The 23,551-nt window shown below is 61.5% G+C and carries 27 protein-coding genes and 1 riboswitch; of the genes, 7 read left to right on the top strand and 20 right to left on the bottom strand.

Going from position 1 to position 23,551, the window contains the following annotated elements:
- Position 1: 1 nt before the first annotated feature.
- Positions 2–1,039 carry a multidrug transporter subunit MdtN gene (gene mdtN / locus GUC32_RS18535; protein ID WP_369435372.1) on the bottom strand — a complete coding sequence of 346 codons (1,038 nt, stop codon included), beginning with the start codon at positions 1,037–1,039 and terminating at the stop codon, positions 2–4.
- Between the two features lie 10 nt (positions 1,040–1,049).
- Positions 1,050–1,313 carry a YtcA family lipoprotein gene (locus GUC32_RS18530; RefSeq protein WP_025303884.1) on the bottom strand — a complete coding sequence of 88 codons (264 nt, stop codon included), beginning with the start codon at positions 1,311–1,313 and terminating at the stop codon, positions 1,050–1,052.
- Positions 1,314–1,530: 217 nt separating this feature from the next.
- Between GUC32_RS18530 and GUC32_RS18525 the strand changes: the two genes are divergently transcribed.
- The 4 genes from GUC32_RS18525 (at position 1,531) to GUC32_RS18510 (ending at position 4,503) form a co-directional block, all read left to right on the top strand.
- A complete protein-coding gene (locus GUC32_RS18525; RefSeq protein ID WP_025303883.1) occupies positions 1,531–2,145 on the top strand; it encodes a TetR/AcrR family transcriptional regulator in 615 nt (204 codons plus the stop codon).
- A 91-nt stretch (positions 2,146–2,236) separates the two neighbouring features.
- Positions 2,237–2,333, top strand: a riboswitch (TPP riboswitch).
- Positions 2,334–2,368: 35 nt separating this feature from the next.
- Positions 2,369–3,160 carry a hydroxyethylthiazole kinase gene (thiM, locus tag GUC32_RS18520; RefSeq protein WP_025303882.1) on the top strand — a complete coding sequence of 264 codons (792 nt, stop codon included), beginning with the start codon at positions 2,369–2,371 and terminating at the stop codon, positions 3,158–3,160.
- On the top strand, positions 3,160–3,960 hold the full coding sequence (gene thiD / locus GUC32_RS18515) for a bifunctional hydroxymethylpyrimidine kinase/phosphomethylpyrimidine kinase (protein WP_025303881.1): 801 nt from the start codon (positions 3,160–3,162) through the stop codon (positions 3,958–3,960). Before thiM ends, thiD begins: the two co-directional genes overlap by 1 nt.
- A gap of 84 nt (positions 3,961–4,044) precedes the next feature.
- The gene (locus GUC32_RS18510) at positions 4,045–4,503 is read left to right on the top strand and encodes an inhibitor of vertebrate lysozyme family protein (RefSeq protein WP_060434395.1); all 459 of its coding nucleotides are present in this window, start codon (positions 4,045–4,047) and stop codon (positions 4,501–4,503) included.
- A gap of 39 nt (positions 4,504–4,542) precedes the next feature.
- On the opposite strand, the gene gutQ is transcribed toward GUC32_RS18510, so the two are convergent.
- From gutQ to yegS, 16 genes are all read right to left on the bottom strand, one after another.
- On the bottom strand, positions 4,543–5,514 hold the full coding sequence (gene gutQ / locus GUC32_RS18505; protein WP_016926691.1) for an arabinose-5-phosphate isomerase GutQ: 972 nt from the start codon (positions 5,512–5,514) through the stop codon (positions 4,543–4,545).
- Positions 5,507–6,280 carry a DNA-binding transcriptional repressor gene (locus tag GUC32_RS18500; RefSeq protein ID WP_025303878.1) on the bottom strand — a complete coding sequence of 258 codons (774 nt, stop codon included), beginning with the start codon at positions 6,278–6,280 and terminating at the stop codon, positions 5,507–5,509. Before GUC32_RS18500 ends, gutQ begins: the two co-directional genes overlap by 8 nt.
- Before the next feature lie 83 nt (positions 6,281–6,363).
- Positions 6,364–6,720 carry a transcriptional regulator GutM gene (gene gutM / locus GUC32_RS18495; protein ID WP_025303877.1) on the bottom strand — a complete coding sequence of 119 codons (357 nt, stop codon included), beginning with the start codon at positions 6,718–6,720 and terminating at the stop codon, positions 6,364–6,366.
- A gap of 46 nt (positions 6,721–6,766) precedes the next feature.
- Entirely contained in the window at positions 6,767–7,546 is a 780-nt protein-coding gene (srlD, locus tag GUC32_RS18490; protein WP_049204864.1) for a sorbitol-6-phosphate dehydrogenase, read from the bottom strand.
- A 10-nt stretch (positions 7,547–7,556) separates the two neighbouring features.
- Positions 7,557–7,919 carry a PTS glucitol/sorbitol transporter subunit IIA gene (srlB, locus tag GUC32_RS18485; RefSeq protein WP_004941520.1) on the bottom strand — a complete coding sequence of 121 codons (363 nt, stop codon included), beginning with the start codon at positions 7,917–7,919 and terminating at the stop codon, positions 7,557–7,559.
- A gap of 22 nt (positions 7,920–7,941) precedes the next feature.
- A complete protein-coding gene (locus GUC32_RS18480; protein ID WP_025303875.1) occupies positions 7,942–8,922 on the bottom strand; it encodes a PTS glucitol/sorbitol transporter subunit IIB in 981 nt (326 codons plus the stop codon).
- A gap of 15 nt (positions 8,923–8,937) precedes the next feature.
- Positions 8,938–9,486 carry a PTS glucitol/sorbitol transporter subunit IIC gene (locus GUC32_RS18475; RefSeq protein WP_004941528.1) on the bottom strand — a complete coding sequence of 183 codons (549 nt, stop codon included), beginning with the start codon at positions 9,484–9,486 and terminating at the stop codon, positions 8,938–8,940.
- Positions 9,487–9,746: 260 nt separating this feature from the next.
- Complete coding sequence (locus GUC32_RS18470) at positions 9,747–10,274, bottom strand: hypothetical protein (RefSeq protein WP_260516082.1); 528 nt, start codon at positions 10,272–10,274, stop codon at positions 9,747–9,749.
- A 337-nt stretch (positions 10,275–10,611) separates the two neighbouring features.
- Positions 10,612–11,661, bottom strand: coding sequence for a class I fructose-bisphosphate aldolase (gene fbaB, locus GUC32_RS18465; protein ID WP_025303873.1), 1,050 nt, complete (start codon positions 11,659–11,661; stop codon positions 10,612–10,614).
- 206 nt (positions 11,662–11,867) lie between these two features.
- Entirely contained in the window at positions 11,868–12,554 is a 687-nt protein-coding gene (locus GUC32_RS18460) for a GntR family transcriptional regulator (RefSeq protein ID WP_025303872.1), read from the bottom strand.
- A 98-nt stretch (positions 12,555–12,652) separates the two neighbouring features.
- Positions 12,653–13,984, bottom strand: coding sequence for an MFS transporter (locus tag GUC32_RS18455; RefSeq protein WP_060434399.1), 1,332 nt, complete (start codon positions 13,982–13,984; stop codon positions 12,653–12,655).
- Positions 13,965–15,470 carry a mannitol dehydrogenase family protein gene (locus GUC32_RS18450; RefSeq protein WP_099816843.1) on the bottom strand — a complete coding sequence of 502 codons (1,506 nt, stop codon included), beginning with the start codon at positions 15,468–15,470 and terminating at the stop codon, positions 13,965–13,967. The genes GUC32_RS18455 and GUC32_RS18450 overlap by 20 nt, the downstream gene beginning before the upstream one ends.
- Before the next feature lie 52 nt (positions 15,471–15,522).
- Positions 15,523–16,812, bottom strand: coding sequence for an MFS transporter (locus GUC32_RS18445; protein ID WP_319869991.1), 1,290 nt, complete (start codon positions 16,810–16,812; stop codon positions 15,523–15,525).
- A 91-nt stretch (positions 16,813–16,903) separates the two neighbouring features.
- Positions 16,904–17,920: a Zn-dependent oxidoreductase gene (locus tag GUC32_RS18440; RefSeq protein ID WP_164066269.1), complete on the bottom strand. Its 1,017-nt coding sequence runs from the start codon at positions 17,918–17,920 to the stop codon at positions 16,904–16,906.
- A gap of 5 nt (positions 17,921–17,925) precedes the next feature.
- A complete protein-coding gene (manD, locus tag GUC32_RS18435) occupies positions 17,926–19,140 on the bottom strand; it encodes a D-mannonate dehydratase ManD (RefSeq protein ID WP_025303867.1) in 1,215 nt (404 codons plus the stop codon).
- A gap of 168 nt (positions 19,141–19,308) precedes the next feature.
- On the bottom strand, positions 19,309–20,214 hold the full coding sequence (gene yegS, locus GUC32_RS18430) for a lipid kinase YegS (protein ID WP_043137977.1): 906 nt from the start codon (positions 20,212–20,214) through the stop codon (positions 19,309–19,311).
- Between the two features lie 29 nt (positions 20,215–20,243).
- Here yegS and GUC32_RS18425 point away from each other — a divergent pair, with 29 nt between their 5' ends.
- A complete protein-coding gene (locus GUC32_RS18425; RefSeq protein ID WP_141998673.1) occupies positions 20,244–20,465 on the top strand; it encodes a hypothetical protein in 222 nt (73 codons plus the stop codon).
- A 216-nt stretch (positions 20,466–20,681) separates the two neighbouring features.
- Here GUC32_RS18425 and yegQ read toward each other — a convergent pair whose 3' ends face one another.
- Positions 20,682–22,034 carry a tRNA 5-hydroxyuridine modification protein YegQ gene (yegQ, locus tag GUC32_RS18420; protein WP_025303865.1) on the bottom strand — a complete coding sequence of 451 codons (1,353 nt, stop codon included), beginning with the start codon at positions 22,032–22,034 and terminating at the stop codon, positions 20,682–20,684.
- A 178-nt stretch (positions 22,035–22,212) separates the two neighbouring features.
- On the bottom strand, positions 22,213–22,551 hold the full coding sequence (locus GUC32_RS18415) for a YegP family protein (protein ID WP_319869993.1): 339 nt from the start codon (positions 22,549–22,551) through the stop codon (positions 22,213–22,215).
- Positions 22,552–22,888: 337 nt separating this feature from the next.
- Here GUC32_RS18415 and GUC32_RS18410 point away from each other — a divergent pair, with 337 nt between their 5' ends.
- Together GUC32_RS18410 and GUC32_RS18405 are read left to right on the top strand one after the other, a co-directional pair.
- Positions 22,889–23,152 carry an antitoxin gene (locus tag GUC32_RS18410; RefSeq protein ID WP_004941563.1) on the top strand — a complete coding sequence of 88 codons (264 nt, stop codon included), beginning with the start codon at positions 22,889–22,891 and terminating at the stop codon, positions 23,150–23,152.
- A gap of 3 nt (positions 23,153–23,155) precedes the next feature.
- The gene (locus tag GUC32_RS18405) at positions 23,156–23,545 is read left to right on the top strand and encodes a type II toxin-antitoxin system VapC family toxin (protein WP_049204858.1); all 390 of its coding nucleotides are present in this window, start codon (positions 23,156–23,158) and stop codon (positions 23,543–23,545) included.
- Positions 23,546–23,551: the final 6 nt, after the last annotated feature.

Here is a 23,551-nt window from a genome sequence, read left to right as displayed (position 1 = left end):
TTTATTCTTCATGGCGCAGGTTCAGCTTGGCCACCGCCGAAGCGCCCACGCGGAACAGCGCCGGGTTGGGGGCCTCGACCGCGATCTTGACCGGGAAGCGCTGCGAAACGTGTACCCAGTTGATGTTGCGCGACACGTTGGGTAGCCCGCCCAGCACGGTGCCGCCGTCGTCGGGCTGCACGCCGTAGCTGATCGATTCCACCTTGCCGCTGAAGGTCTGGCCGGCGTCGCTCATTAAATACAGCGTGGCCGGCACGCCGGGATGCACGCCTTTCAGGTCGGTTTCGCGGAAGTTGGCGACCACGTACCAGTGGCGGGTGTCGATCAGCGTGAACACCGGTTTGGCGCTGGAGGCATATTGGCCGACGGTGGTTTTCAGGGAGGCGATGCGGCCGTCGAACGGCGCTCTCACCTCGGTGAACTCCAGGTTCAGTTTGGCGATGGCGATGTCGGCCTGCACTTCGGCGCGCTGTGCGACCAGGGCTTCGACGCCGCTGACGGCGGCTTCCGCCTGTTTCGCCTGCAGCAATGCGGCCTGCAATTCCGCCTGCGCCGAGCGCTGGGAGGTGCGGGCGGTTTCCACTTCTTCCGCCGAAACGTAGTTCTTGCCGAGCAGCTTTTGCCGGCGGTTAAGGGTGTCGGCCGCCTGCGCCACCAGCGCCTGTGAGCGTTTGACGATGGCGTTCATCGATTCGGCGTTGTACTGCTGTGCGTTGACCGAACGCTGCGTCAGCTTGATCTGTTCATTCAGCGTGATCAGGCGCGCTTCGCTGGCCGCCAGCGCGTCCTGGTAAGGGCGCGGATCGATGCGGAACAGCAGATCGCCTTGCCGCACTTCCTGGTTGTCGCGGATCGGCATCTCGACGATGCGACCGTTCACCTCCGGCACCACGTCGATGGTGTCGGCATAGGCGTAAGCATCGTCGGTACTGGGGGCGTTTTCCACCCGCCAGACGACGACGGCGGCCACGATGAATGTCAACGCCAGGATGGTAAGCACCAGCAGTCTGCGCCGGTTTGGGGGGTGTGGTTGGGTCATGGCGTCAGTCTCAGTGGGGGAAAACCAGTAACCAGATCAGCATGGCGATCAGCGCGGTCAGCGCCGGATACGTCAGCAGCTGCGGCGCCAGCCAGGCGCGTTTTTCCGGGGTGCGCAGCAGCAGGTGGATCGCCACCATACCCGCCACGCCGCCGCACAGGCAAAACAGCCAGTCGGGGAACGAAGCGCCGAACACCACTATCGACGGTGCCGGCGAGCACCCGGTGAGCAACAGCGCGGTCAGGCAGGTGATAAGCAGTTTTTTGTCGGGCATAGGGCATTCTCTGACGATTGGCTTGGGCGACGGGCCGAATGAAATGACTCTTTTTCAGTGAGTGAGGTCACTGTTTGTCTTCCCCACGCTTGCGTCAGGGTAAACTAGAATAAATACTCTACTCTAAACTAGAGGGATTAATCTAGTTTTTTGTGTCGCCCTGCCTTCGTAGCGGCAAATGGGTATAATGCGTTGATGACAGCGGGCAGAAACGAATATGCAAATCGACGAAAACATCACCGGGCGAGAGCCACAGCAGGAAAGAGGGCGGCAACGCGTACAAACCATTCTGGATTCGGCGGCGGCGATCGTGGCGCAGGACGGCCTGGCGGCGCTCAGCATGCAGCGGCTCGCCAAGCACGCCAAAACCTCCATCGGTTCGATGTATCACTTTTTTCCCGATCGCCACGCGGTGATCAAGGCGCTGGCAGATCGGCATACCGAGTCGATTGAGGCGCTGGTGCGCGACATGGCGTTGGCCAGTGACGATGAGTGGCGGCGCCTCTCCGCTGAAGCGGTGATCCAGCGGCTGTTTTCACCCTATGCGCAGTACCTGCGTGAGCATGCCGACTACCTGCCGGTGATGCGCGAAATGAACCTGCCGGATGAAAAGTCCAGCTTCCTGACGCTGATCGCTAGCGTGTTGCAGCTGCGCCGCCCCGAGACCGCCGAAGCGGAGATCCTGCAGCAAACCCGGCTGTTGCAAAGCCTGGTGGCCGGTACGCTGCACCATATCTTCAAGACGGCGCCGCAGAGCGTGGCGTTCACGCTGGCGGAGCTGCCCGGCGTGCTGAGCCTGTATCTGGCGGGAAAAGAGGGAAACATCGCTTAGGCGCGAGTCAATTTATTCGCTTGTTTGTCCGCGCCGCCGCTGGCATGATCCCCTGCAGGGATTAACGCAACGTTGATCACAACCTATTGATTTTCATGACTCGGGGTGCCCTTCTACGTGAAGGCTGAGAAATACCCGTATTACCTGATCTGGATAATGCCAGCGTAGGGAAGTCACGGCCGCCCAGCCGGCGCCGCCTTCTTGAACGCCGGTTGGGAGGAATATGATCGCTCGACCTGATGCACTACCCGGCGCGCGCGCCGCGGCCTGTCTGACCCAATTCCAACAGCGCCCTCCGCTGATCCACTGCCTGACTAACGAAGTGGTGCAATCGCTGACCGCCAACGTGTTGCTGGCGCTCGGCGCTTCCCCGGCGATGGTGGTGGAGCCGCAAGAGGCGGCGCAGTTCAGCGCGCTGGCCGACGGCCTGCTGATCAACGTCGGCACCCTCAACGCGCTGCGTGCCGAATCGATGCGGGCGGCGGTGGCCGCCGCCAATCGGGCCGGCAAGCCCTGGACGCTGGATCCGGTGGCGGTCGGTGCGCTCTCCTACCGCACCGCCTTCGCCAAACAGCTGCTGGACGAGAAACCGGCGGCGATACGCGGCAACGCTTCGGAAATCATGGCGCTCAGCGGGTTGCTGGCCAGCGGCCGCGGCGTGGACAGTGGCGACGATTCGCTGGCGGCATTGCCCGCCGCGCGTGAGCTGGCGCGGCGCAGCGGCGCGGTAGTCGCGGTCACCGGCGCGGTGGATTACGTCACCGACGGCCAGCGCGACTGGGCGATCGAAGGCGGTTCCCCGCTGATGACGCGGGTGGTGGGCACCGGCTGCGCGCTGTCGGCGGTGGCGGCGGCGTTTTGCGCCCTGCCGGGCGATCGCCTGGACAACGTGGCGACGGCTTGCCGGGTGATGTCCCACTGCGGCGGCCTCGCGGCCAGGCAGGCCGCCGGGCCGGGCAGCTTTACGCCGGCGTTCCTCGACGCGCTGTATCAACTGCGCGGGGAGGATCTGTGATGAAACGCATTAACGCGCTGACCATCGCCGGCACCGATCCCAGCGGCGGCGCCGGCATTCAGGCCGATTTGAAAGCTTTCTCGGCGCTCGGCGCCTACGGCACCTCGGTGATCACCGCGCTGGTGGCGCAGAATACCCGCGGCGTGCAGTCGGTGTATTACATCGATCCGGCGTTCGTCGCCGCGCAGCTGGACTCGGTATTCAGCGACGTGCGCATCGACAGCGTCAAGATCGGCATGCTGGCCAACGCTGACATCGTGCAGGCGGTGGCCGAACGGCTGCGCCATTACCGGCCGGAATTCGTGGTGCTGGACACCGTGATGCTGGCGAAAAGCGGCGATCCGTTGCTGGCGCCGGAGGCGGTAGCGTCTATTCGGCGCGAGCTGTTGCCGCTGGTGTCGATCATTACGCCGAACCTGCCAGAAGCGGCGGCGCTGCTGGCGTGCGCGCCGGCGGAAGATGAAGCGCAGATGCGTGAGCAGGGACGGGCGTTGCTGGCGATGGGCTGCCGAGCGGTGCTGATGAAGGGCGGCCACCTGAGCGAAAGTGAGAGCCCGGACTGGCTGTTTACCGCAGAAGGCGAGCAGCGCTTTACCGCGCCGCGCGTCGCCACCCGCCACACCCACGGCACCGGTTGCACGCTCTCGGCCGCGCTGGCGGCGCTGCGCCCGCGCCATGCTGACTGGGCGGCCACGGTGGCCGCCGCCAAGGACTACCTGCAACACGCGCTGCAACAGGCGGACACCCTGGAAGTGGGGCACGGCATCGGGCCGGTGCATCATTTTCACGCCTGGTGGTGAGTCAACTTTTTGCCGCAACCGTGGTCTGACTAGTTCAGGCCCGGTTTGACGGGCGAAACCTGATTTAACCTAGGGAGAAGGACTATGACGGGACACCAGGCGCTGCGTTGCGCCCTCTTCGGCGCACTGCTCAGCTTCAGCGCGGGCAGCTTTGCCCAGCAGATCGTCACCACGTCGGATTTAATTCAGCAGCCGGGGTATCAGGCCAGCTGGCAAAACATGGTGAAAGGCCAGGCGCGGATGCCGGGCTGGGCGCGCAAGGGCGTCGGCACCTCTACGCCGGCGCAGAACCTGAGCTGGAAGGGCAAAGAGTATCTGGTCGGCAACCTGTGCAAGCCGCACGACTGCGGCAACAACTTTTTGATCGTGGCGTTCAGCGCGGATAAATCTCAGGCCTGGGGCGTGCGGGTCGCGGTGGAAGATCGGCCGGAAGCCGTCGATCATCCGAAGAAATACGCCAAGTACCAGTGGCTAGGCAAGCCGAATGACGACATGAAAGCGCTGCTGAAGCAGCAGTTCGAGAACAATCCCGATTGGAAATGATCTGACCGGGGGCGCCTGTGATGACGCCCCCGGCGTTGATCAGCCGATGCCGGCCTGATGCAGATCGTGCAGGTTGAGCGCCCCCACCAACACGCCGTCCATATCGACCACCGGGGCCGCGCTGATGTGCTGTTCGTGCAGCGCTTCCAGCGCCTCGCCGGCGCGCCACTGCTCCGGCAGCCGATAGCCGGGGCGGGTGATCGCCGGGCTGAGCGGATCCTGCAGGCTGTTGCCCTTCACCAGCCAGCGGCGCAGGTCGCCGTCGGTAAATACGCCCACCACCCGCTGCTGCGCGTCGCAGACCGCCACCAACCCGAGCCCGGTGCGGCTCAGTTCCAGCATCGCTTCCATCACGTTGGCGCTTTCGCTCACGCGCGGCAGGCGATCGCCGGTGCGCATCAGGTGATGCACGCGGTTCAGCAGGCGCGCGCCCAGACTGCCGCCCGGGTGCGAGCGGGCGAAGTCTTCCGCGTTGAAACCGCGCTGGCGCATCAGCGCCATCGCCAGGGCATCGCCCATCATCAGGGTGTTGACCGCGCTGGAGGTGGGCGCCAGCCCCATTGGGCAGGCTTCTCGCTCGACGCCGATATCCAACACGCAGGCCGCGGCCTGCGCCAGCGGCGACTCTTTGCCGCCGGTAACGGCGATCACCGGAATACCGTTCTCCGCCAGCAGCGGCAGGATCAGGTCCAGCTCTTTGGCGCGGCCGGAGTAGGAGATGAACACCACCACGTCGTCGGCGCCGATCATGCCGAGATCGCCGTGCAGCGCCTCCGCCGGGTGCACGAAGAACGACGGCGTGCCGGTGCTGGCCAGCGACGCGGCGATCTTCTTGCCGATATGGCCGGACTTGCCGATGCCGGAAATCACCGCTTTGCCACGGCAGTTCAGCAGCAGTTCGCAGGCGCAGACAAAGTTGTCGTCCAGGCGCGCCAGCAGGCGCTGCGCTTCGGTCAGCTCGATCTCCAGCGTTTCGCGGGCGAAGGCGAGCAGGGCGTTGGCGTTACTCATCGGGGTCTCCTACCAGAAGGATATTGATGCCTTTCGCCTGCAGGGCGGCGAGGTAATCGGGGTTGATGTCTCGGTCGGTGATCAGCGTGTCGACGGCGCTGAGTTCGCACACCACGTTCGGGCTCTTGCGGCCGAATTTCGAGGAGTCGACCAACAGAATAATGCGGCCGGCGGCTTCGCACATCGCTTTGCTGACGTTGTGCACTTCGTTGAAAGTGGTGACGCCGGCGTTGAGATCGACGCCGTCCGCGCCGATAAACAGTTTGTCGAAGCTGAACTGCTGAAACGCCGATTCGGCCAGGCTGCCGTGGAACGAGGCCGATTTTTTGCGGTAGGTGCCGCCTGGCATCAGGATGGTCTGATCGTTGTCCAGCTCCACCAGCGCGTTGACGATGGTCAGGCTGTTGGTCATCACCGTGATGTTATTGAACTGCGCCAGGTGCGGCACCATCTGCAGCACCGTGCTGCCGGCGTCGAAGATCAGCGAGTCGCCGTCGGCGATCAACGCCACGGCGGCGCTGGCGATGTGGCGTTTTTTCTCGGTATTGATATGGGTTTTGCGGTCGATCGGCTGATCGCCGTCGTCGCGGCTGAGCACCACGCCGCCGTAGGTGCGGATCACCTCGCCTTCGTCTTCCAGCAGGGTGAGATCCTTGCGGATGGTGGTGCCGGTGGTGGAGAAATGCTCGGCCAGGGCGTCCACTGCCGTTTTGCCATGCCGCTGCAGATATTCAAGGATAGCGGCCTGCCGCTGCTTTGGTTTCATCGCGATTCCCGTTCACAAGAGGGGGGCATTTCCCCTCGCTGAATAATTCACTATGAAAGGTAATGCCTTTTAATGTGAAAATATCACGATTTGGGTTCAATCGCTAACGATAGTGCAGACTGGCATGCGCGATCCTCGGGGAAGATCACATCCGGGCGCAAATCCCGCTGATGCAAACCGTGTAATCGAGGCAGCGGGTGGGGCCGGGCGAAAACGGTCAGGCCGCGCAGCAACAGGCTGCCGCACACCCGCCGATCGGCATCGAAGGCCAGCGCCAGCACCACCCGCGGGCGGAAACGGCCGCCGGAACGGCCGACGCCGACGGCGCCCAGTTGGCACAGGCCGTCGAAGGCGCGGTTGAAGCGCTGCAGTTGCCACCAGCCGAAGGCGATTTGCAGCAGCCAGGCCAGCAGTGCGAAGGCGATCAGAGCTTGTGTCATGGGGTTCTCCTTAGGCCCCCTTCCGCGGAAGGGGGCGTCGGTGGCGTCAGAACATCACCTGGCCGCCGGTGATGTTGATCGACTGGCCGGTGCAGTAAGAGGCCTTCTCGCTGGCGTAGAACAGCAGGGTGTTCAGCACGTCCTGATAGTCGCAACCGCGTTTCAGCGGCACCTTGTCGATGTAGTACTGCTCCACTTGCTCCGGTGCGATGCCCAGTTTTTGCGCGTATTGCGGCAGCAGCGACTGGAACATCGGCGACTTCAGCAGGTTGCCGAGCATCAGCGAATGCACGGTGATGCCGTACTCCGCCAGATCGAGCGCCAGCGACTGCGTCAGCCCCACGCCGCCGAACTTGGCGGCGCTGTAGCCGGAGTTGTGCTTGCTGCCGACCTTGCCGGACTTGGAGTTGATCTGAATGATGCGCCCAGCGATGCCGTCGCGGATCATCAGGCGCGAGAACTCGCGGGCGCAGAGGAAATAGCCCACCAGGTTCACCTGCAGCGAGCGGTCGAAGTCGCCCAGCGGGAAGTCGGTGATCGGCGCCGCCTTGGCGATGCCGGCGCTGTACACCAGCAGGTTGGCCTGGCCGAATGCCCGGTCAACCGCCGCCGCCAGCGCGATCACGCTCTGTTCGTCGGTGGCGTCGGCCTGAAAACCGCAGGCGCTGCCTGCGCCAAACGCTTCGTTGATCTGCTGTGCCACTCGATTGGCATTGTCGGCGTTCAGATCGGCCACCGCCACCCGATAACCGGCCTGCGCCAGCCCGTGGGACAAAAAGGCGCCTAACGTTTGGCCGCCGCCAATCACTACAGCTACTTCAGACATGGTCTACTCCTTATGCGATAAATGACAGCGTGCTGCCCAACGGGATATCGGTCGGCGTCGGGCCGGATACGTGGATCGATCCGGGGAATTCGGCTTCGGCTTCGCCGTCGAAGCGCACGGTGATGTGGCCCAGTTCGCGCAGATTCTGCGTGGCGACGCTGCCGACGGCGGTGATGGCGTAGCGCTGCTGCGCCAGCTCCATCACGCCGCCGACCTGCAGCTCGCCGGCGGTCGCACCGTGGCGGTGGATGAAGCAGAACTCTTCGATATCCGCCGGCGCGCCTTCACGGAAAGTGATCAGCATGTTGTCCAGCAACGCGTCGCGGGCGCAGCCGCCGATCTGTGTGATGGTGGTATGAAAAATGGTGTGCATAAATGTCTCCCTGTGAATCAAATTATTGATAAATGAAGGCCGAGGCGGCCCAGGCGATCAACACCGTCGGCGCGCCGGTCAGGAAGCGGCCGACCAGCACCGAGGGCACGCCGACTCGCACGGTGTCCTGCTTGGCTTCCGCCAGCGACAGGCCGACCGGAATGAAGTCGCAGGCGGCCTGCGCGTTGATGGCGAACAGTGCGGGCAGCGCCAGCTGCGGCGGAATATGGCCGAGGCCGATCTGCACCCCGACCAGCACGCCGATCACCTGGGCGATGACCGCGCCGGGGCCGAGGAACGGCGACAGCAGCGGGAATGAGCAGATCAGCGCCAGCGTTACCAGGCCGATCGGGCTATTGGCCAGCGGCGTCAGGCCGTGAGCGATAAAGTCCCCGAGGCCGGAGGCCATGATGATGCCGATCAAGGCCGAGACGAACGCCATAAACGGCAGGATGGTCTTCAGCACGGTGTCGATGGTGTCGCGCCCGGCCTGGAAGAACACCGCCACCACCGATCCCATGCCCATGCCGACCTTCGCCAACAGCCCGTCGCTTTGCTCGGTGATTTTCTTGCTGGTGTCGTAGTCGCGCGCCTTGGGCGGCGCTGCAACGGCGGCGGCGGGTTGGCTATCTGCCGCTTCGATTCGGCTGATGTTGTGGTCACGCACGCCGGAGACATAGATGTCTTCGAGGATAAACTGCGCCAGCGGGCCGGACTGGCCGGTGGCGTGGATGTTGACTGTCGGAATGCGGCGTTTCGGGTACAGGCCGCAGCGCAGGGTGCCGCCGCAGTCTATCACCGCCACGCCGATCTCTTCCGCCGGCGGCTCGCCCTCTTTGAAGCCGTCGACGGCCGGCCAGCCGGTCAATTCGCTGAGGCGATCGACGATGGAAGGTCGGGTGCCGGCGGTGATGTACACCACTTTTTTACCGGGTTCGATCGGCAATTCCAGGGGGCCGCCCCAGCCGCTGGCGCCTTTTTCAATACGGATATAAGCACTCATGCTGCACTCCACGAATTAAAGTTGCACCTGGCGATCCAGACGGATGCCCATCTTGCGTTCAAACAGGCTGGTGGTCAGATCGGTGACCCAGCCGCGGAAGAAGTTGGTGAACAGCCCCACCAGGAAATAGCTCACCGCCAGCGGGCCGAGCGGCAGACCGAGGGTGGTCAGGCCGCTGGCGATGCCGAGATAAACGAACAGTTCGCCGGGGTTGATGTGCGGAAACAGGCCGTTCATCGAGTGGCAGCTGTAGGAGGCCGCCGCGTAGTAGCTCGGCTTGTATTTCTCCGGCATGAAGCGCCCCAGGCTGAGGGTCATCGGGTTGCAGAAGACAAAGGTGCCAATTAGCGGCAGCAGCAGATAACGCGAAACGGGGTTGCCCGCGCAGCGCTGCGCCAATCGTTCGATACGTTCCTGGCCAACAAATTTGATCAGCGCGTTCATGATAACCAACAGGCTGATCAACAAAGGTAAAATGCCGGTCACCATGCCGACAAACACTTCACCGCCTTTCTGAAACAGGCCGATAAACCACTCGGCGCCGTGGGTGATTAGCTCAATCATTATGTTCTCCTGTAATGGACTGATATGGCCTGGAGCGAACGGCGGCTCTGTCGCCATGGGCCTTACAGTAGTCACTTTGGTGGGCTATTTGTTTTAAATAGATCACAATTTGAAAGATAAATATTTTATTTTGAAAGTTTAAGGTGAAAGAAAGAGAAGGTTGACGGCGTCGGGTTTAGGGGTACGGGCACAAAAAAGCCCGGCGAACCGGGCTTTGGGTAGGGTGATATACGGAAATCGCCGTTGTTAGCTTGTTTCTGTTACTGTTCGAGAATCTTTTGTATTGTCTGTACGGAAGCACCGTTTCTTTCGGCCGTTTGGGCCAGCTCTTGCTTTTGTTTGTCTTTTTCAGCGATTGCCATATCTTTGGCGGCGGCTATCGCGGCCAGGAAAATTTCTTTTTCCGTAGCGGTGAGCGGGCCTTGTAGCCTGGCTTCGCAGACGCGATACAACGTATCACGGATAAAATTTACCGTGGTGGTGCGCCGAGCCAGATCGACTACGGCGGTGCTGAACCCTGCATCTCCACTGACTTTTTGAATTTGTTCCGTGCTCATTTCAGCTTTCAGCGCGGCAATAACGGACTGCGCGACATCAGGTGGGGGAGCCACGCAGTACTTGATATTTGAGTCTGCGGGAATATAAATGGCGCTGCTTCTTGTTGAGTCATAGTCAAACCAATACGTTTCTCCCGGTTTCAACTCATGCTTAGAGGCCGGAGATTTAAATAGCGAGCAAGACGATAGCGAAAGGATGAGCAGGGAGATGATGACAATATTGACTTTCATGATAGCACCACCATAAAAGTGTGGATTAATTAGCGTAAAATTTAGTCAAAAGTCCATAAATAACAATGAACTATAATAATTATTAATGCGCTAACTTTTTGTGTTTTTGGAAAAGGTGGGAAATTTGAAATTTGATAAGGTTAACTTTCAATCTTTAATGATTTATGTCGTTCTCTTTCGCATATTTGGAATAAAAAAAGCCCAAGGATAGTAAATAAAAACTAATTCTTATTTTTGCTTATAAAATACATTCGGTTGCATTATTTCCTTGTCAAGACCTCCCTCGATGCACAAAAAAGCCCGGCGAGCCGGGCTTTGGGACAGGCGGTCTGTCACATCAGGCGATGGTGACCTTCTTGTCCAGGTAGGCGTCTTGCACGGCGTTGATCAGCGCCACGCCGTCTTTCATCGATTTCTTGAAGGCTTTACGCCCCAGGATCAGGCCCATGCCGCCGGCGCGTTTGTTGATCACCGCGGTGCGCACCGATTCCTGCAGGTCGTTCTCACCGGCGGCGCCACCGGAGTTGATCAGCCCGGCGCGGCCCATGTAGCAGTTGGCCAGCTGGTAGCGCACCAGATCGATAGGGTGATCGGTGGTGAGTTTGTTGTAGACGCGATCGTCGGTATAGCCGAATTTCACCGCGCGGTAGCCGCCGTTGTTTTCCGCCATTTTCTGTTTGACGATGTCGGCGCCGATGGTGGCGGCGATGTGGTTAGCCTGGCCGGTCAGATCGGCGCTGGAGTGGTAGTCCACGCCGTCCTTGGTGAACGCCGGGTTACGCAGATAGGCCCACAACACGGTGACCATGCCCAGCTCATGCGCGCGCTCGAAGGCGATCGAGATCTCTTCGATCTGGCGGCGCGACTGCTCGGAGCCGAAGTAAATGGTGGCGCCGACCGCCACCGCGCCCATGTTGAACGCCTGCTCGACGCTGGCGTACAGGGTCTGGTCGTACTGGGTCGGGTAGCTCAGCGTTTCGTTGTGGTTGAGTTTGACCAGGAACGGGATCTTGTGCGCGTAGCGGCGCGATACCGACGCCAGCACGCCGTAGGTGGAGGCGACGCAGTTACAGCCGGCTTCAATCGCCAGCTCGACGATGTTCTTCGGATCGAAATACAGCGGGTTGGCGGCGAACGAGGCGGCGGCGGAGTGCTCTATGCCCTGATCGACCGGCAGGATAGACAGGTAGCCGGTGCCGGCCAGGCGGCCGTGGTTGAACAGGGTTTGCATCGAACGTAGCACGCTGTTGGGGCGGTTGTTATCGATCATTACGCGGTCGACGAAGTCGTCGCCCGGCAGGTAGAGATTCTCGGCGGGGATAGTGGTACAGCGGTGTTGCAGCAGATCTTCCGCTTCCTTTCCTAGCAACTGCACAATATCAGTCATGATTCACTCCCGATTAAGCTTCTTCATACACCGGCAATGCAAGGGTTTTTGACCACCGGCGCAGTAAAAAAGCGGTGATTGAAGCTGTAAAGCGATGCTACCGAACTTGATCCGGCAAGGACAAACAATAGATGCGATTGAGAGGAAATGCCATTGGCGTGGCCAAATACGCGGGGGCGATCGCCCCCGGCGCGCTAAGCGATTGATTATTCGATCTCGAACCACTCGGTGTTCTGCAGGGCGATCGGGGTGATGGAGTAGATCATCTCCTGCAGGTGATCGTGGATGGCGCGCTCCGCCGCCTCGGCATCGCGCGCTTTCAGCGCCTCGTAGATGCGGTAGTGCTGCTTGATCAGGCTCTCCGGCGGCGAGACTTCGCTCAGGCTGAGGAAACGCACTCGATCCATGGTGGCCTTGATGGTTTCGATGGTCTCCCACGCCAGCGGGCAGTCGGCAAACTGGGTCAGCAGTTGGTGGAATTCGTCGTCCAGCGCCAAAAACTCGCGCGTTTGCCCGTTCTGCGCCGCCAGCGCCTGGCGGTGCAGATTATGCTCCAGCGTCATCAGCTGCGCCGGGGTGGCGCGCTCGGCCGCGCGGCGCACGATGGCGCATTCCACCGCCTGACGGATAAAGCGCCCGTCGGCCACGCGCTTGGCGGAAATCTTCATCACGAAGGTGCCGCGCTGCGGCAGGATCTGCACCAGGCCGGCCTCCGCCAGCTTGATGAAGGCTTCGCGCACCGGCTGGCGCGAAACGCAAAAGCGGGTGGAAATCTCTTTCTCGGACAACAGGGTGCCGGGGGGGATGGTGCAGTCGACGATATCCTTGCGCAGGAAGCGATAGATCTGCTGGTTGACCGGGACGTTGTTGGTGAGACTGTACGTTTCAGACATGGCGACAATCAGGCATCTGGCTGGAATTCGAATGCCACCATACTAGCAGATTATTGGTTAAGGGCGGGGGGATAAATCCGCCCGCCGAGCAGGGTAACTCAGTGATGCCAATCCTGATATTCCTGCTTGCGCCGCGCTGGCGCAGTTTCCGGCATCAGGCTCAGGCCGATGGCCGACACCACGCCCAGCACCATCATGTACCCCGCCAGCCCGTAGTAGTGGCCGCCGGTCACCTGCAGGATCTTCACCGCCAACAGCCCGAGAATGCCGCTGCCGATCAGCGAGCCGATCTGCCAGATCAGCGCGATGCCGCTGCAGCGCACGCGGGTGGGGAACAGCTCCGGGAAGTAGGAGGCCTGCGGCGCGTAGCACATGCTGTGGCCGAAGGTCAGCACCACGATCATGGCGATCTGCGTCACCCAGAAACTATCGAGGTTGATCGCCATAAAGAACGGCACGATGCACACCACCTGCAGCAGCGCGCCGGCGATGTACACCGGTTTGCGCCCCAGCCGATCGGAGAGGCGGCCCATCAGCGGAATGGCGAAAATCTCCAGCAGCACCGCCACGATCATCGCCTCCAGCAGAATGGTTTCGTTGAGGTGGTTGGCCTTGCCGTAGGCCAATACGATCACCGTGAACATGGCGAAGGCGCAGGCTTCGATCAGCTTGGCACATACCCCTTTGCCGATAAGGCCGGGATAGCGGCGGGCCACTTCCACCACCGGCCGGCTCTCCACCGCTTTGGTGGCGCGGATCTGGGTAAACACCGGCGATTCGTCGATCCTCAGGCGAATAAACAGCCCGACCAGCACCAGCAGCAGGCTGAGCAGGAACGGAATGCGCCAGCCCCAGTCCAGCATCTGCGCCGGTGACAGCACGGCGGTCAGCAGCGCGAACAGCCCGGACGGCAGCAGGAAACCGGCGGGCGCGCCGATCTGCACCCAACTGGCGTAGAAGCCACGCTGGGGCGGCGGCGCATATTCGGCGGTCATCAGCACCGCGCCTGCCTGTTCGCCGCCGACGCCGAAGCCCTGCAGCACGCGGATAAAGATCAGCGCGAGCGGCGCCCAGATGCCGATCTGCTCATAGGTGGGCAGCAGGCCGATGCAGAAGGTGCCGAGGCCGACGATCAGGATGGTGATCACCAGCGCCTTCTTGCGGCCGACCTTATCGCCGATGTGGCCGAACACGATGCCGCCCAGCGGGCGCGCCAGGAAACCGACCGCGTAGGTGGCGAAGGCCGCCAGCGTGCTGATCAGCGGATCGGCGCTGGGGAAAAACAGCTGGCCGAAGAACAGCACCGCGGCGGTGCCGTAAGCGAAGAAATCATAATATTCGGCGGCGGTGCCGATGGCGGAAGCGCTGGCGACGCGCCGCAGCAGCGGTTGATTGCCGGTATTGACGGCGTTATGCGTGGTGACGGTCATCGGAAACCTCCCGGTCGGTAAGCGGCAGAGCGGCGACGGCGGCTTTGGCCCCCAGGCTCAGCAGTTGATGATAAGCGTGGCTGACGGCGCGGACGAAGTCAGGCGAATCGGGCAGATCGTGGCCGAAGACGCTGTCGAGTTGCAGCAGCGCCAGGACGCGGGGCCGGCCTTCCTCGCTGCCGGCGACCAACGCGGCGAGGCGCTCGCGCAGCGGATCGCTGATATCGATCGGCCCGCCTTGTTCATCGCGGCCGCCGACGTAGCGCATCCAGCCGGCGACGCCCAGCGCCAGGCAGTCGAAGCGGCTGCCACGCGCCAGATGCCAGCGGATCGCGTCCAACAGCCGCTGCGGCAGCTTCTGCGTGCCGTCCATGGCGATCTGCGCGGTGCGGTGTTTCAGCGCGCGGTTGCGGTAACGCTGCAGCAGCGAGTCGGCATACTGCGCCAAATCGACGTTCGGCACCTGCAGGGTCGGCGCCTGTTCCGCCAGCATCAGGTGACGGGCGGCGCGGACAAAATCCGCATCCTGCATACAGTCGCCGACGTGCTGATAACCGGCCAGGTAGCCGAGGTAGGCGAGGAAGGAATGGCTGCCGTTCAGCATGCGCAGCTTCATCTCCTCGTACGGCAGCACGTCGCTCACCAGTTCGGCGCCGGCCTTTTCCCAGGCCGGGCGCCCCTGAGGAAATCGGTCCTCAATGACCCACTGGCTGAACGGCTCGCAGGCCACGCCGACGTCATCCTCGACGCCGCCCAGCCAGGTGCGCAACTGCCGGCGGGCCTCCGGCGTTACCGCCGGCACGATGCGATCCACCATGGTGGAAGGGAAGGCGACCTCTTGACGCACCCAGTCGGCCAACGCCGGATCCTGCCGCTGCGCCAGTTCGACCAGCACCTGGCGCGTGACCCGGCCGTTAGCCGGCATGTTATCGCAGGACATCACGGCGAACGGCGGCAGCCCGCGTTCACGGCGCAGGCGCAGCGCCGCCAGCAGCAGCCCCGGCGCCGACTGCGGCTGTGCCGGGTGGGCGATATCGTGCGCGATCGCCGGGTGTTCCTCCATCAGCCGACCGCTGGCGGGGTGGTAGCAATAGCCCTTTTCGCTGATGGTCAGCGAGACGATGGCGATCTCAGGCTGTGTCAGGGCCGCCAGCACCGCCGCCAGCCCGTCGGTTTGCAAGTGCAGCGCCTGGCGAACCACGCCGATGACCCGGCCCCGCCAGCCGTCGTCGTCCATCTCCGCCACCGAGAACAGCAGGTCCTGTTGCCGTAGGTCGGCGATCTTTTGCTGGCCGTGCTGCATGCTGATTTCGCAGTAGCCCCAGTCACTGCCGTGCTCGCTGGCCAGCCTGTCGGCGTACATCGCCTGGTGCGCGCGGTGAAACGCGCCGAAGCCGATATGCGCCATGCGCGGTTTCACGCGCTCACGTGCGTAGCCGGGCCAGATAACGGCGGCCGGCAGCGCGCTGTGGTCGGAAAGTCTCATGTTCAATGTCCCTGGAGAGGTAAGCAAAGGGGCGAAGCCGCCCCGTCTGGCGTTAGGGTTTTAAGATTTGCACGCCCGCCGTTGCGCGCGGCGCCTTGATCACCAGCAGCACCAGCAGCGCGCCCAGCGCGGCGACGCCGCCCGCCAGCATAAAGGCGCTGTCGAATTTGCCGGTGTTCTGCACGATGTAGCCGGTGACGATCGGCCCGATGATGCCGGAGACGCTGCCGATCAAATGAATGAACCCGCTGGCGCCGCCGACCCGGGATTTATGCACCACGTCCTGGATAATCGCCCAGTAGAGAGCGCCGGTAATGTAGAGGAAGAAGATCGACACCGACATCAGCATCACCGCCGGCACCACGCTGCTGACGGTGCCCGCCAACGCCACGCACACCGCTGCCGCCAGCAGGCTGGTGACCAGCACGATCTTGCGCGACAGCAGCAATTTGCCGGTGATGTTGAAGATCTTGTCGGAAATATAGCCCCCGAGCGCCAGCCCGACGAAGCCGACGATCCACGGGATCATCGTGGTCAGGCTCATCTCTTTGATGTTCAGGTTGTGCGCCTGCACCAGATACGAGGGGAACCAGCTCAGGAAGAAGAACAGAATGTAGTTGTAGCAGAAGAAGGCGAAGGCGGTGACCAGAATGATCGGCTGCTTCAGGTAGTAACCCAGCCCGTGAGCGGCGTCGCTCAGCGCGCTTTCCTCGCCGAGATTTTCCTGTTTCAACTGTGCGATCAGCGCCCGTTCTTCGTTGCTGACGCGTTGGCTTTTCGCCGGGTTATCCGCCACCACGAAGAACCACACCAGCATCCAGACGATGCCGATGGCGCAGATGATCATAAACGCCGGCCGCCAGCCGAACGCCAGCGCCAGATAGCCGACGATCGGCCCGGCCACCGCGCCGCCCAACGGTGAACCGGCGCTGAGCAGGCCCATAGCGGTCGCCGCCTGTTTCTTCGGGAACCAGCCGTTGATCATCTTGTTGGCCGAGGCGCAGATCGGCCCTTCGGCCATGCCGAACAGGACGCGCAGGATCAGCATTGAGTAAAAGCCGGTGGCGATCGCCGTCATGCCGCAGAAGATGGACCACAGGCCGACCGCCACGCCCAGCACCAGCGTCGGGCCGAAGCGGTCGACCGCCAGCCCGCCGACGAAGTTGAAGATGGCGTAGCCTAAGAAGAAGCTGCCGAAGATCAGGCCGAACTGTTCGGCGTTCAGCATCAGATCCTGTTCGATCATCGGCACGGTGATCGACAGCGCCACGCGATCGAGGTAGTTGATCATGTAGACCATGAACAGCAGGAACACGATGGTCCAACGCAGGTTTTTAAACATAAAGCACTCCACTGGGTGTCGTTTTAATCGTGATGCTTCGTTGTTTGCACGGGCGGCGGGTGCCGCCCCATGCCCCGATGCTGCCGTGACGTTACTCGAACTGCAGCAGTACCTTGCAGCAGGTGCGCTGATCCCGCTCGAACATCTGCATTGCCCGTTCGACGTCGCCGGCGGGCACGCAGTGGGTGAGTAGCCGCTGCGGGTCTAGCTTGCCGTCCGCCATCCAGGCGATCACCTGTGGGAAGCGCGCGCTGTTCAGGCGCGAGGAGAAGATCGACAGCTCCTTGCTGGTGATGCTCTGCTGGGTCAGGGTGCAAGCGTCGCCGGAAAAGCCCATGATGCCGATGCGCGCCGCCGGCGAAGCCAGCGCGATCGCCTCCGGCAAAATGGCGGGGTGGCAGGCGGCATCGACGATCAGCGTCGGCTGAACGCCGCGCTGCTGCAGCGCCTGCGGCAATGCGGCCTCGGCGTTGTTGAATACTTCGTCGGCACCGTTGGCGCGTGCCATGTCCAGCCGTTCGGCGATGCGATCGACGACCCACACCTGCTTGACGCCGTACACGCCTTTCAGCGTCTGGATCACCGTGAGCCCCATCGGCCCGGCGCCGTAGATCAGCGCGATGTCGTCGGGGCGTGGTTGCAGATGGGCGGTAATGTTGGCGGCGATAGTGAAGGGTTCGATCATCGCGGCGTGGCGATCGCTGATGGCGGCCGGAACCGGATAGGCGTTGCGTGCCGGCACGCAGGCGTAGTCGCTGAAGCCGCCGTCGCGGTGCACGCCGATCACCTGCAGCGAGGTGCAGACGTTGGGGCGGCCGACCGAACAGGGATAGCAGTGGCCGCAGCTCACCACCGGGTCTACCGAGACGCGTTCGCCGAGGCGCGCCGGATCGACGCCTTCGCCCAGCGCATCGATCAGGCCGAAGAACTCGTGGCCGATCACCCGCGGGTAGCGGGCGAACGGGTTATGGCCGTGATAGATATGGACGTCGGAGCCGCAGATGCCGGCGAATTTCACCTTGACCCGCACCTCGCCGGCCGCCGGCTGTGGCAGCGCACGCGTCTGCAGCGCCAGGCGCCCAGGCTGTTCGATCACGACGCTGCGCATGGTGTTTACCAGTTCCATAAGGTGCCATCCTCCAGACGCGCGACCGGCAGGTAGGCCGGTTCATAGGGGTAACGGGCCGCCAGCTTCTCATCGAACTCGATGCCGATGCCCGGCTTGTCGCCCGGATGCATATAGCCGTCGTCGAACGTCCAGCTGTGCGGGAACACCTCGAGCATTTGCTCGGAATAGCCCATGTATTCCTGCACGCCGAAGTTTGGCACCCACAGATCGAAGTGCAGCGCCGCCGCCATGCAGATCGGCGACAGATCGGAAGGGCCGTGAGAACCGGTGCGCACCTGATACAGCGAGGCGAAGTCGGCGATGCGCCGCATGCCGGTAATGCCGCCCGCGTGCGTCAGGGTGGTGCGGATGTAGTCGATCAGCTGTTCTTCGATCAGCTGTTTGCAGTCCCAGATGCTGTTGAACACCTCGCCGACGGCGATCGGCGTGACGGTATGCTGGCGGATCAGGCGGAAACAGGCCTGATTTTCCGCCGGCGTCGGATCCTCCATCCAGAACAGGCGATACGGCTCGGCGCTTTTACCAAAGCGCGCCGCTTCAATTGGCGTCAGGCGGTGGTGCATGTCGTGCAGCAGGTGCTCGTTGAAGCCGAACCTGTTGCGCACCGCGTCGAACAGTTTGGGGGTGAAATCGAGGTATTTTTCCGTCGACCACAGCTGCTCTTCCGGCCAGTCACCCTTGGTGGCCGGCTCATAGGCCTGGCCTTTGCCCTTGGCCATGCCGTAGGTGGTTTTCATGCCGGGCACGCCGCATTGCACGCGGATCGCCTTGAAGCCTTGTTCTTTATGTTTGGCGTAGTCGTCGAGCACCTCGTCGATCGAGTGGCCGGTGGTATGGCAATACACCATCACTCCCGAACGTGAGGCGCCGCCCAACAGCTGATACAGCGGCATGTTGGCGGCCTTGGCCTTGATGTCCCACAGCGCCATGTCGACGGCGGAAATGGCGGACATGGTCACCGGGCCGCGCCGCCAGTAAGCGCCTTTGTAGAAGAATTGCCAGAGGTCTTCGATCCGCTGCGCGTCGCGGCCGATCAACTGCGGGCAGAGGTGATCTTTCAGGTAAGAGGCCACCGGCAATTCGCGCCCGTTCAGCGTGGCGTCACCGAGGCCGATGATGCCGTCATCGGTGGTGATTTTCAGCGTGACAAAGTTGCGCCCCGGGCAGGTGACGAACACCTCGGCGTTGACGATTTTCATAACCTTCACATCCTGTAGCTGCGGAGAGATAGCGCGAAAATACGTCATGAACTAACTACCATACAAGTATGAATTGATGAATTTGCCGGAGAGGATCACATTTGATCGCGAGTGGAAGCGGATGAACGGAGGGGAAGAAGTGGGGCGCAGCGGCTGCGCCCGACAAGGTCAGCCCAGCAGGGCGCAGTTAGGCGGCAGGCGGCATTCGATGGCCTGCGGCAACACTTCGATGCGGAAATGGCGGCCTTTGAGCGGTTCGCCGTCGAGGTTGAAGGTCATCTCATGCGGCGCGTCGATCTCGAGCCACGGCAGCGCCGCGCTGAGGATGCTGTTGCTCTCTTCGTCGTTGAACAGGGCGGCGACCAGCGCCGGCAGCAGTTCATCGGCGATCAGCAGGCGCAGCTGCAGCAGGCCGTCGTTGATCAGCGCGCTGGGGCACAGTTCCTGGCCGCCGCCGGCCTGCTTGCCGTTGCCGATGCCGATCACCAATGCTTCGCCGGCCCAGCGGAAGTCCGGCCCGCGGATTTCACAGCGGTCGGCCTGCAGCGTATCCATGCGCAGCAAGCCGTGCACGAAGTAGGACACGCCGCCCAAGGCCGCCTTCAACTTCTCCGGTGTCTCGGTGGTGATGCGGGTGCCGAAGCCGCCGGTGGCCATGTTGATGAAGTAGCGCTCGCCGTTGACCTTCGCCAGATCGATCGGCACCGAGCGGCCCTTGATCGCCAGCTGCAGCGCCAGTTCGGGGGATGGGGGGATATTGCACGCCATGGCGAAGTCGTTGGCGGTGCCGAGCGGCAGAATGCCCAGCGCCGGCCGGTTATGCGCCGGCAGCTGCACCAGCGCGGCGGCCACTTCGTTGATGGTGCCGTCACCGCCGCCGGCGACGACGGTGCCGACGCCGAGTTGTGCAGCTTCCGCGACGTAGCGCGCGGCGTCGCCGTGCTCCCAGGTTACGCGCACGTACAGCGTGATTTGCTCTTCGCGCAGCCGTGTGACCGCCTGACGCAGTTCTTCGTTGCCGGCGCCCTTGCCGTTGAGAATAAGCAGGGCGGCTGCATGTGAGTGTTGAGGCATTACCGATCTCCTCCGGCGGAAAACCAAGAATGCCTCAAGATAAACCAGCCTACGCCGCCAAGCCATCAGAATATTCAGCTAATTCCGGTTATTTCCTATTGTGCCGTGAATATGAAGACGATGCGAATTTATCTGAATTTAACCTGACAATAAGCGGAATTTTAATGGCGGCAGGATTAATCGCTATAGCGTTATTTATATATCGATGTGGCGTTATTATTTTTATTAAAATGGATAACGGGAAAACGTAATGAAAAATAGGCGCACCGGCGGCAATGGCGGACCCATAAAGAAAAAGCCAGCCCAAGGGAGATTGGGCCGGCTAAGGAGGTGGTTCCTAGTATTGCTATGCAAATATTTTCGTTGTTCGTTTTAAGCAGCGTGATAGTAACCAAGCTGCGGGCACATTGATGTGATCCAATTCTAATATTTGCTAAAAATCGCCGCCGAATGGCGACGATTGATTGTTAGGCTCCGGCGCTATTTTCTTCCGCCAAATTGCGGATCAGCAATGCATAATTGAGATCAATATCCTGCGGGATCGGCAAATAAACGATATGGCCGTTGCCCGGCGCGACCTCAATCGGCTCGCCTTTCTTATTTTGCATGCTTTCGAGGGTGAACAGCACGTTGCCGCCTGGCGTCATCATCTCGACGCTGTCGCCGAGTGAGAATTTATTCTTCACGTCGACTTCCGCCCAGCCTTCGCGGCGCACGCCGGTGAACTCGCCGACGAACTGCTGGCGCTCGGAGAGCGAAGAGCCGTATTCGTAATTCTGCTGAGCTTCGTGCACGTGGCGGCGCAGGAAGCCTTCGGTATAGCCGCGGTGCGCCAGGCCTTCCAGCGTGGTGAGCAGGGTCGGATCGAACGGTTTGCCGGCAACGGCGTCGTCGATGGCGCGGCGGTAGACCTGGGCGGTGCGGGCGCAGTAGTAGAAGGACTTGGTGCGCCCTTCGATCTTCAGCGAATGCACGCCGAGCTGCGTCAGACGCTCCACGTGCTGGATGGCGCGCAGATCCTTGGAGTTCATGATATAGGTGCCGTGTTCGTCTTCGAAGGCGCTCATATATTCACCTGGCTTTTGCGCTTCAGACAGCATGAACACCTTGTCGGTCGGCGCGCCGATGCCCAGCGTCGGCTCGACGGTCTGCACCGGGATCGGTTCGTGCAGGTGCACGATATTGCCGGTGTCGTCCTCTTTGCCTTCCTCCGCCTTGTACTGCCAGCGGCAGGCATTGGTGCAGGTACCCTGATTGGGATCGCGTTTGTTGATGTAGCCGGACAGCAGGCAGCGGCCGGAGTAGGCCATGCACAGCGCGCCGTGGACGAAGATCTCCAGCTCCATGTCCGGCACTTCGGCGCGGATCTCGGCAATCTCTTCCAGCGACAGTTCGCGCGACAGGATCACGCGGGTCAGGCCCATTTGCTTCCAGAACTTCACCGTCGCCCAGTTAACGGCATTGGCCTGCACCGACAGGTGGATGTCCATCTGCGGGAAGGCTTCGCGCACCATCATGATAAGGCCAGGATCGGACATGATCAGCGCATCCGGGCCCATATCGATAACCGGCTTCAGATCGCGCAAGAAGGTTTTCAGCTTGGCGTTGTGCGGGGCGATGTTCACCACCACGTAGAATTTTTTGCCCAGCGCATGCGCTTCGTTGATGCCCTGCGCCAGATTCTCGTGGTTGAACTCGTTGTTGCGTACCCGCAGGCTGTAGCGCGGCTGGCCGGCGTAAACCGCATCGGCGCCGTAGGCAAAGGCGTAACGCATGTTTTTCAGCGTTCCGGCCGGGGAGAGAAGTTCCGGTGTAAACATAGTGTGTCTCGGTCTGATTTCAGGTCAGCACCACGCCACCTGATGGCGCAGTAAAAGCGGGGGATTGTAGCCGCAGCGCGGCAAGAAATCAGCAGTTAACCGGATTTATTCAAGGGAGATTGATCCCGGTCAAACGGAAAACGCGCGGTGGCGGCCACCGCGCGGGCGAAACGGGGGATCAGGCGCTCAAATCGCGGATATCGGTGGTCGGGCCGTTTTTCGTCACCGACTGGATACCGTTTTTGGCCGCGCTTTCGGAGCTGTACATTTCGCTGACGCCGATCACCTGATGGTTCTTGGCCTTCAGCACAAAGTAGGGCTGGTTGCTGGTGCTGTGCTTCAGTTCAAACTGCGCTTCATGCGGCGAATTGGTCTGTACCGAGGCGATGCCGTTCTCCGCCGACGCTTTGCTGGCGTACATCTCGCTGGCCAGAATGATCTCGCCGTTACTGGCTTTCAGGTTGAAGTGGTACTGTCCGTTCTTTGCTTTTTTCAGCTCGTAATGACCGATTGCCATGGTTCTTCTCCTGTAGGTTCCGATTCGTGATGTAAGTGTAGCCAATCGCTTGAAAATCGGTGGCTAAACCTCACAGCAGCTTAGTCGAAAAAATGCGCAGTTTTTTTGCGCCGGCGCGGAGTTTTCATTCGGTGAGCCCGGCGCCGCACGGGAAGCTAAGGAAAGGCGCGGTGATTGCGCAGTGCGCCGCATAATGACAATTACGTGGTTTCATCGAGCAGCATTGCGCGTTACCGTTTGCCCGCTACGTAAAGGTGAGTGAAAAGTGAGCGATAGATCTTGGCATCGACGCGCTGCAGGCATATGCTTTGGCCTATGCCTGCTGTGGAGTGTCGAGATGGAAAGAATCGCCAAGCTGTTTAAAAACGGTAGAAATCAGGCGGTGAGGTTACCGGTGGAATTTGAATTTGATACGGATCGTGTGTATATCCGTCGCGATCGGGAGGGAAACGTGATTTTATCCAAATATCCGGCAAAACCGGACAGCTGGGCACCGCTGCTGAGCATTATCGCCCAAACGCCGGTGCCGCAAGAGTTTCTTGGCGCGGAAGATCGTCAGCAAGGGGTTGCAGACCGCGATCCATTCTCAGAGGAAGAGTAGGCGATGTACATGTTTGATACCAACACCGTCAGCCACTTGTTTCGGCAGCATCCGCAGGTGCTTAACGTCATGCAAAAGCTCCCGCCTTCTGCCGTATGTATTTCCAGCGTCACGGAGGCGGAACTGCTTTACGGTGTGGCCAAACGGCGGAACAAGGCGTTGCAAAGCATGGTCGAGGCCTTTCTTGCTGCGGTGACGGTCTATGCATGGGATCGCGAGGCCGCCCGCTGCTACGGTGAAATGCGGGCAAACATGGAGAGAAAGGGCAAAATCATGGGCGCGATGGATCAACTGATCGCCGCTCACGCGCAGAGCCGTGGCGCGACGCTGGTGACCAACGATCGCGCATTCGCCATGGTGCCCGGGTTGGCGGTTGAAGACTGGACGCGCTGATTTCCC

The organism is Serratia sp. NGAS9, assembly GCF_009905295.1.
GTDB lineage: Bacteria > Pseudomonadota > Gammaproteobacteria > Enterobacterales > Enterobacteriaceae > Serratia > Serratia bockelmannii.
The sequence above is the reverse complement of the archived record's forward strand: the minus strand, read 5'-3'. Positions and strand labels throughout refer to the sequence as shown.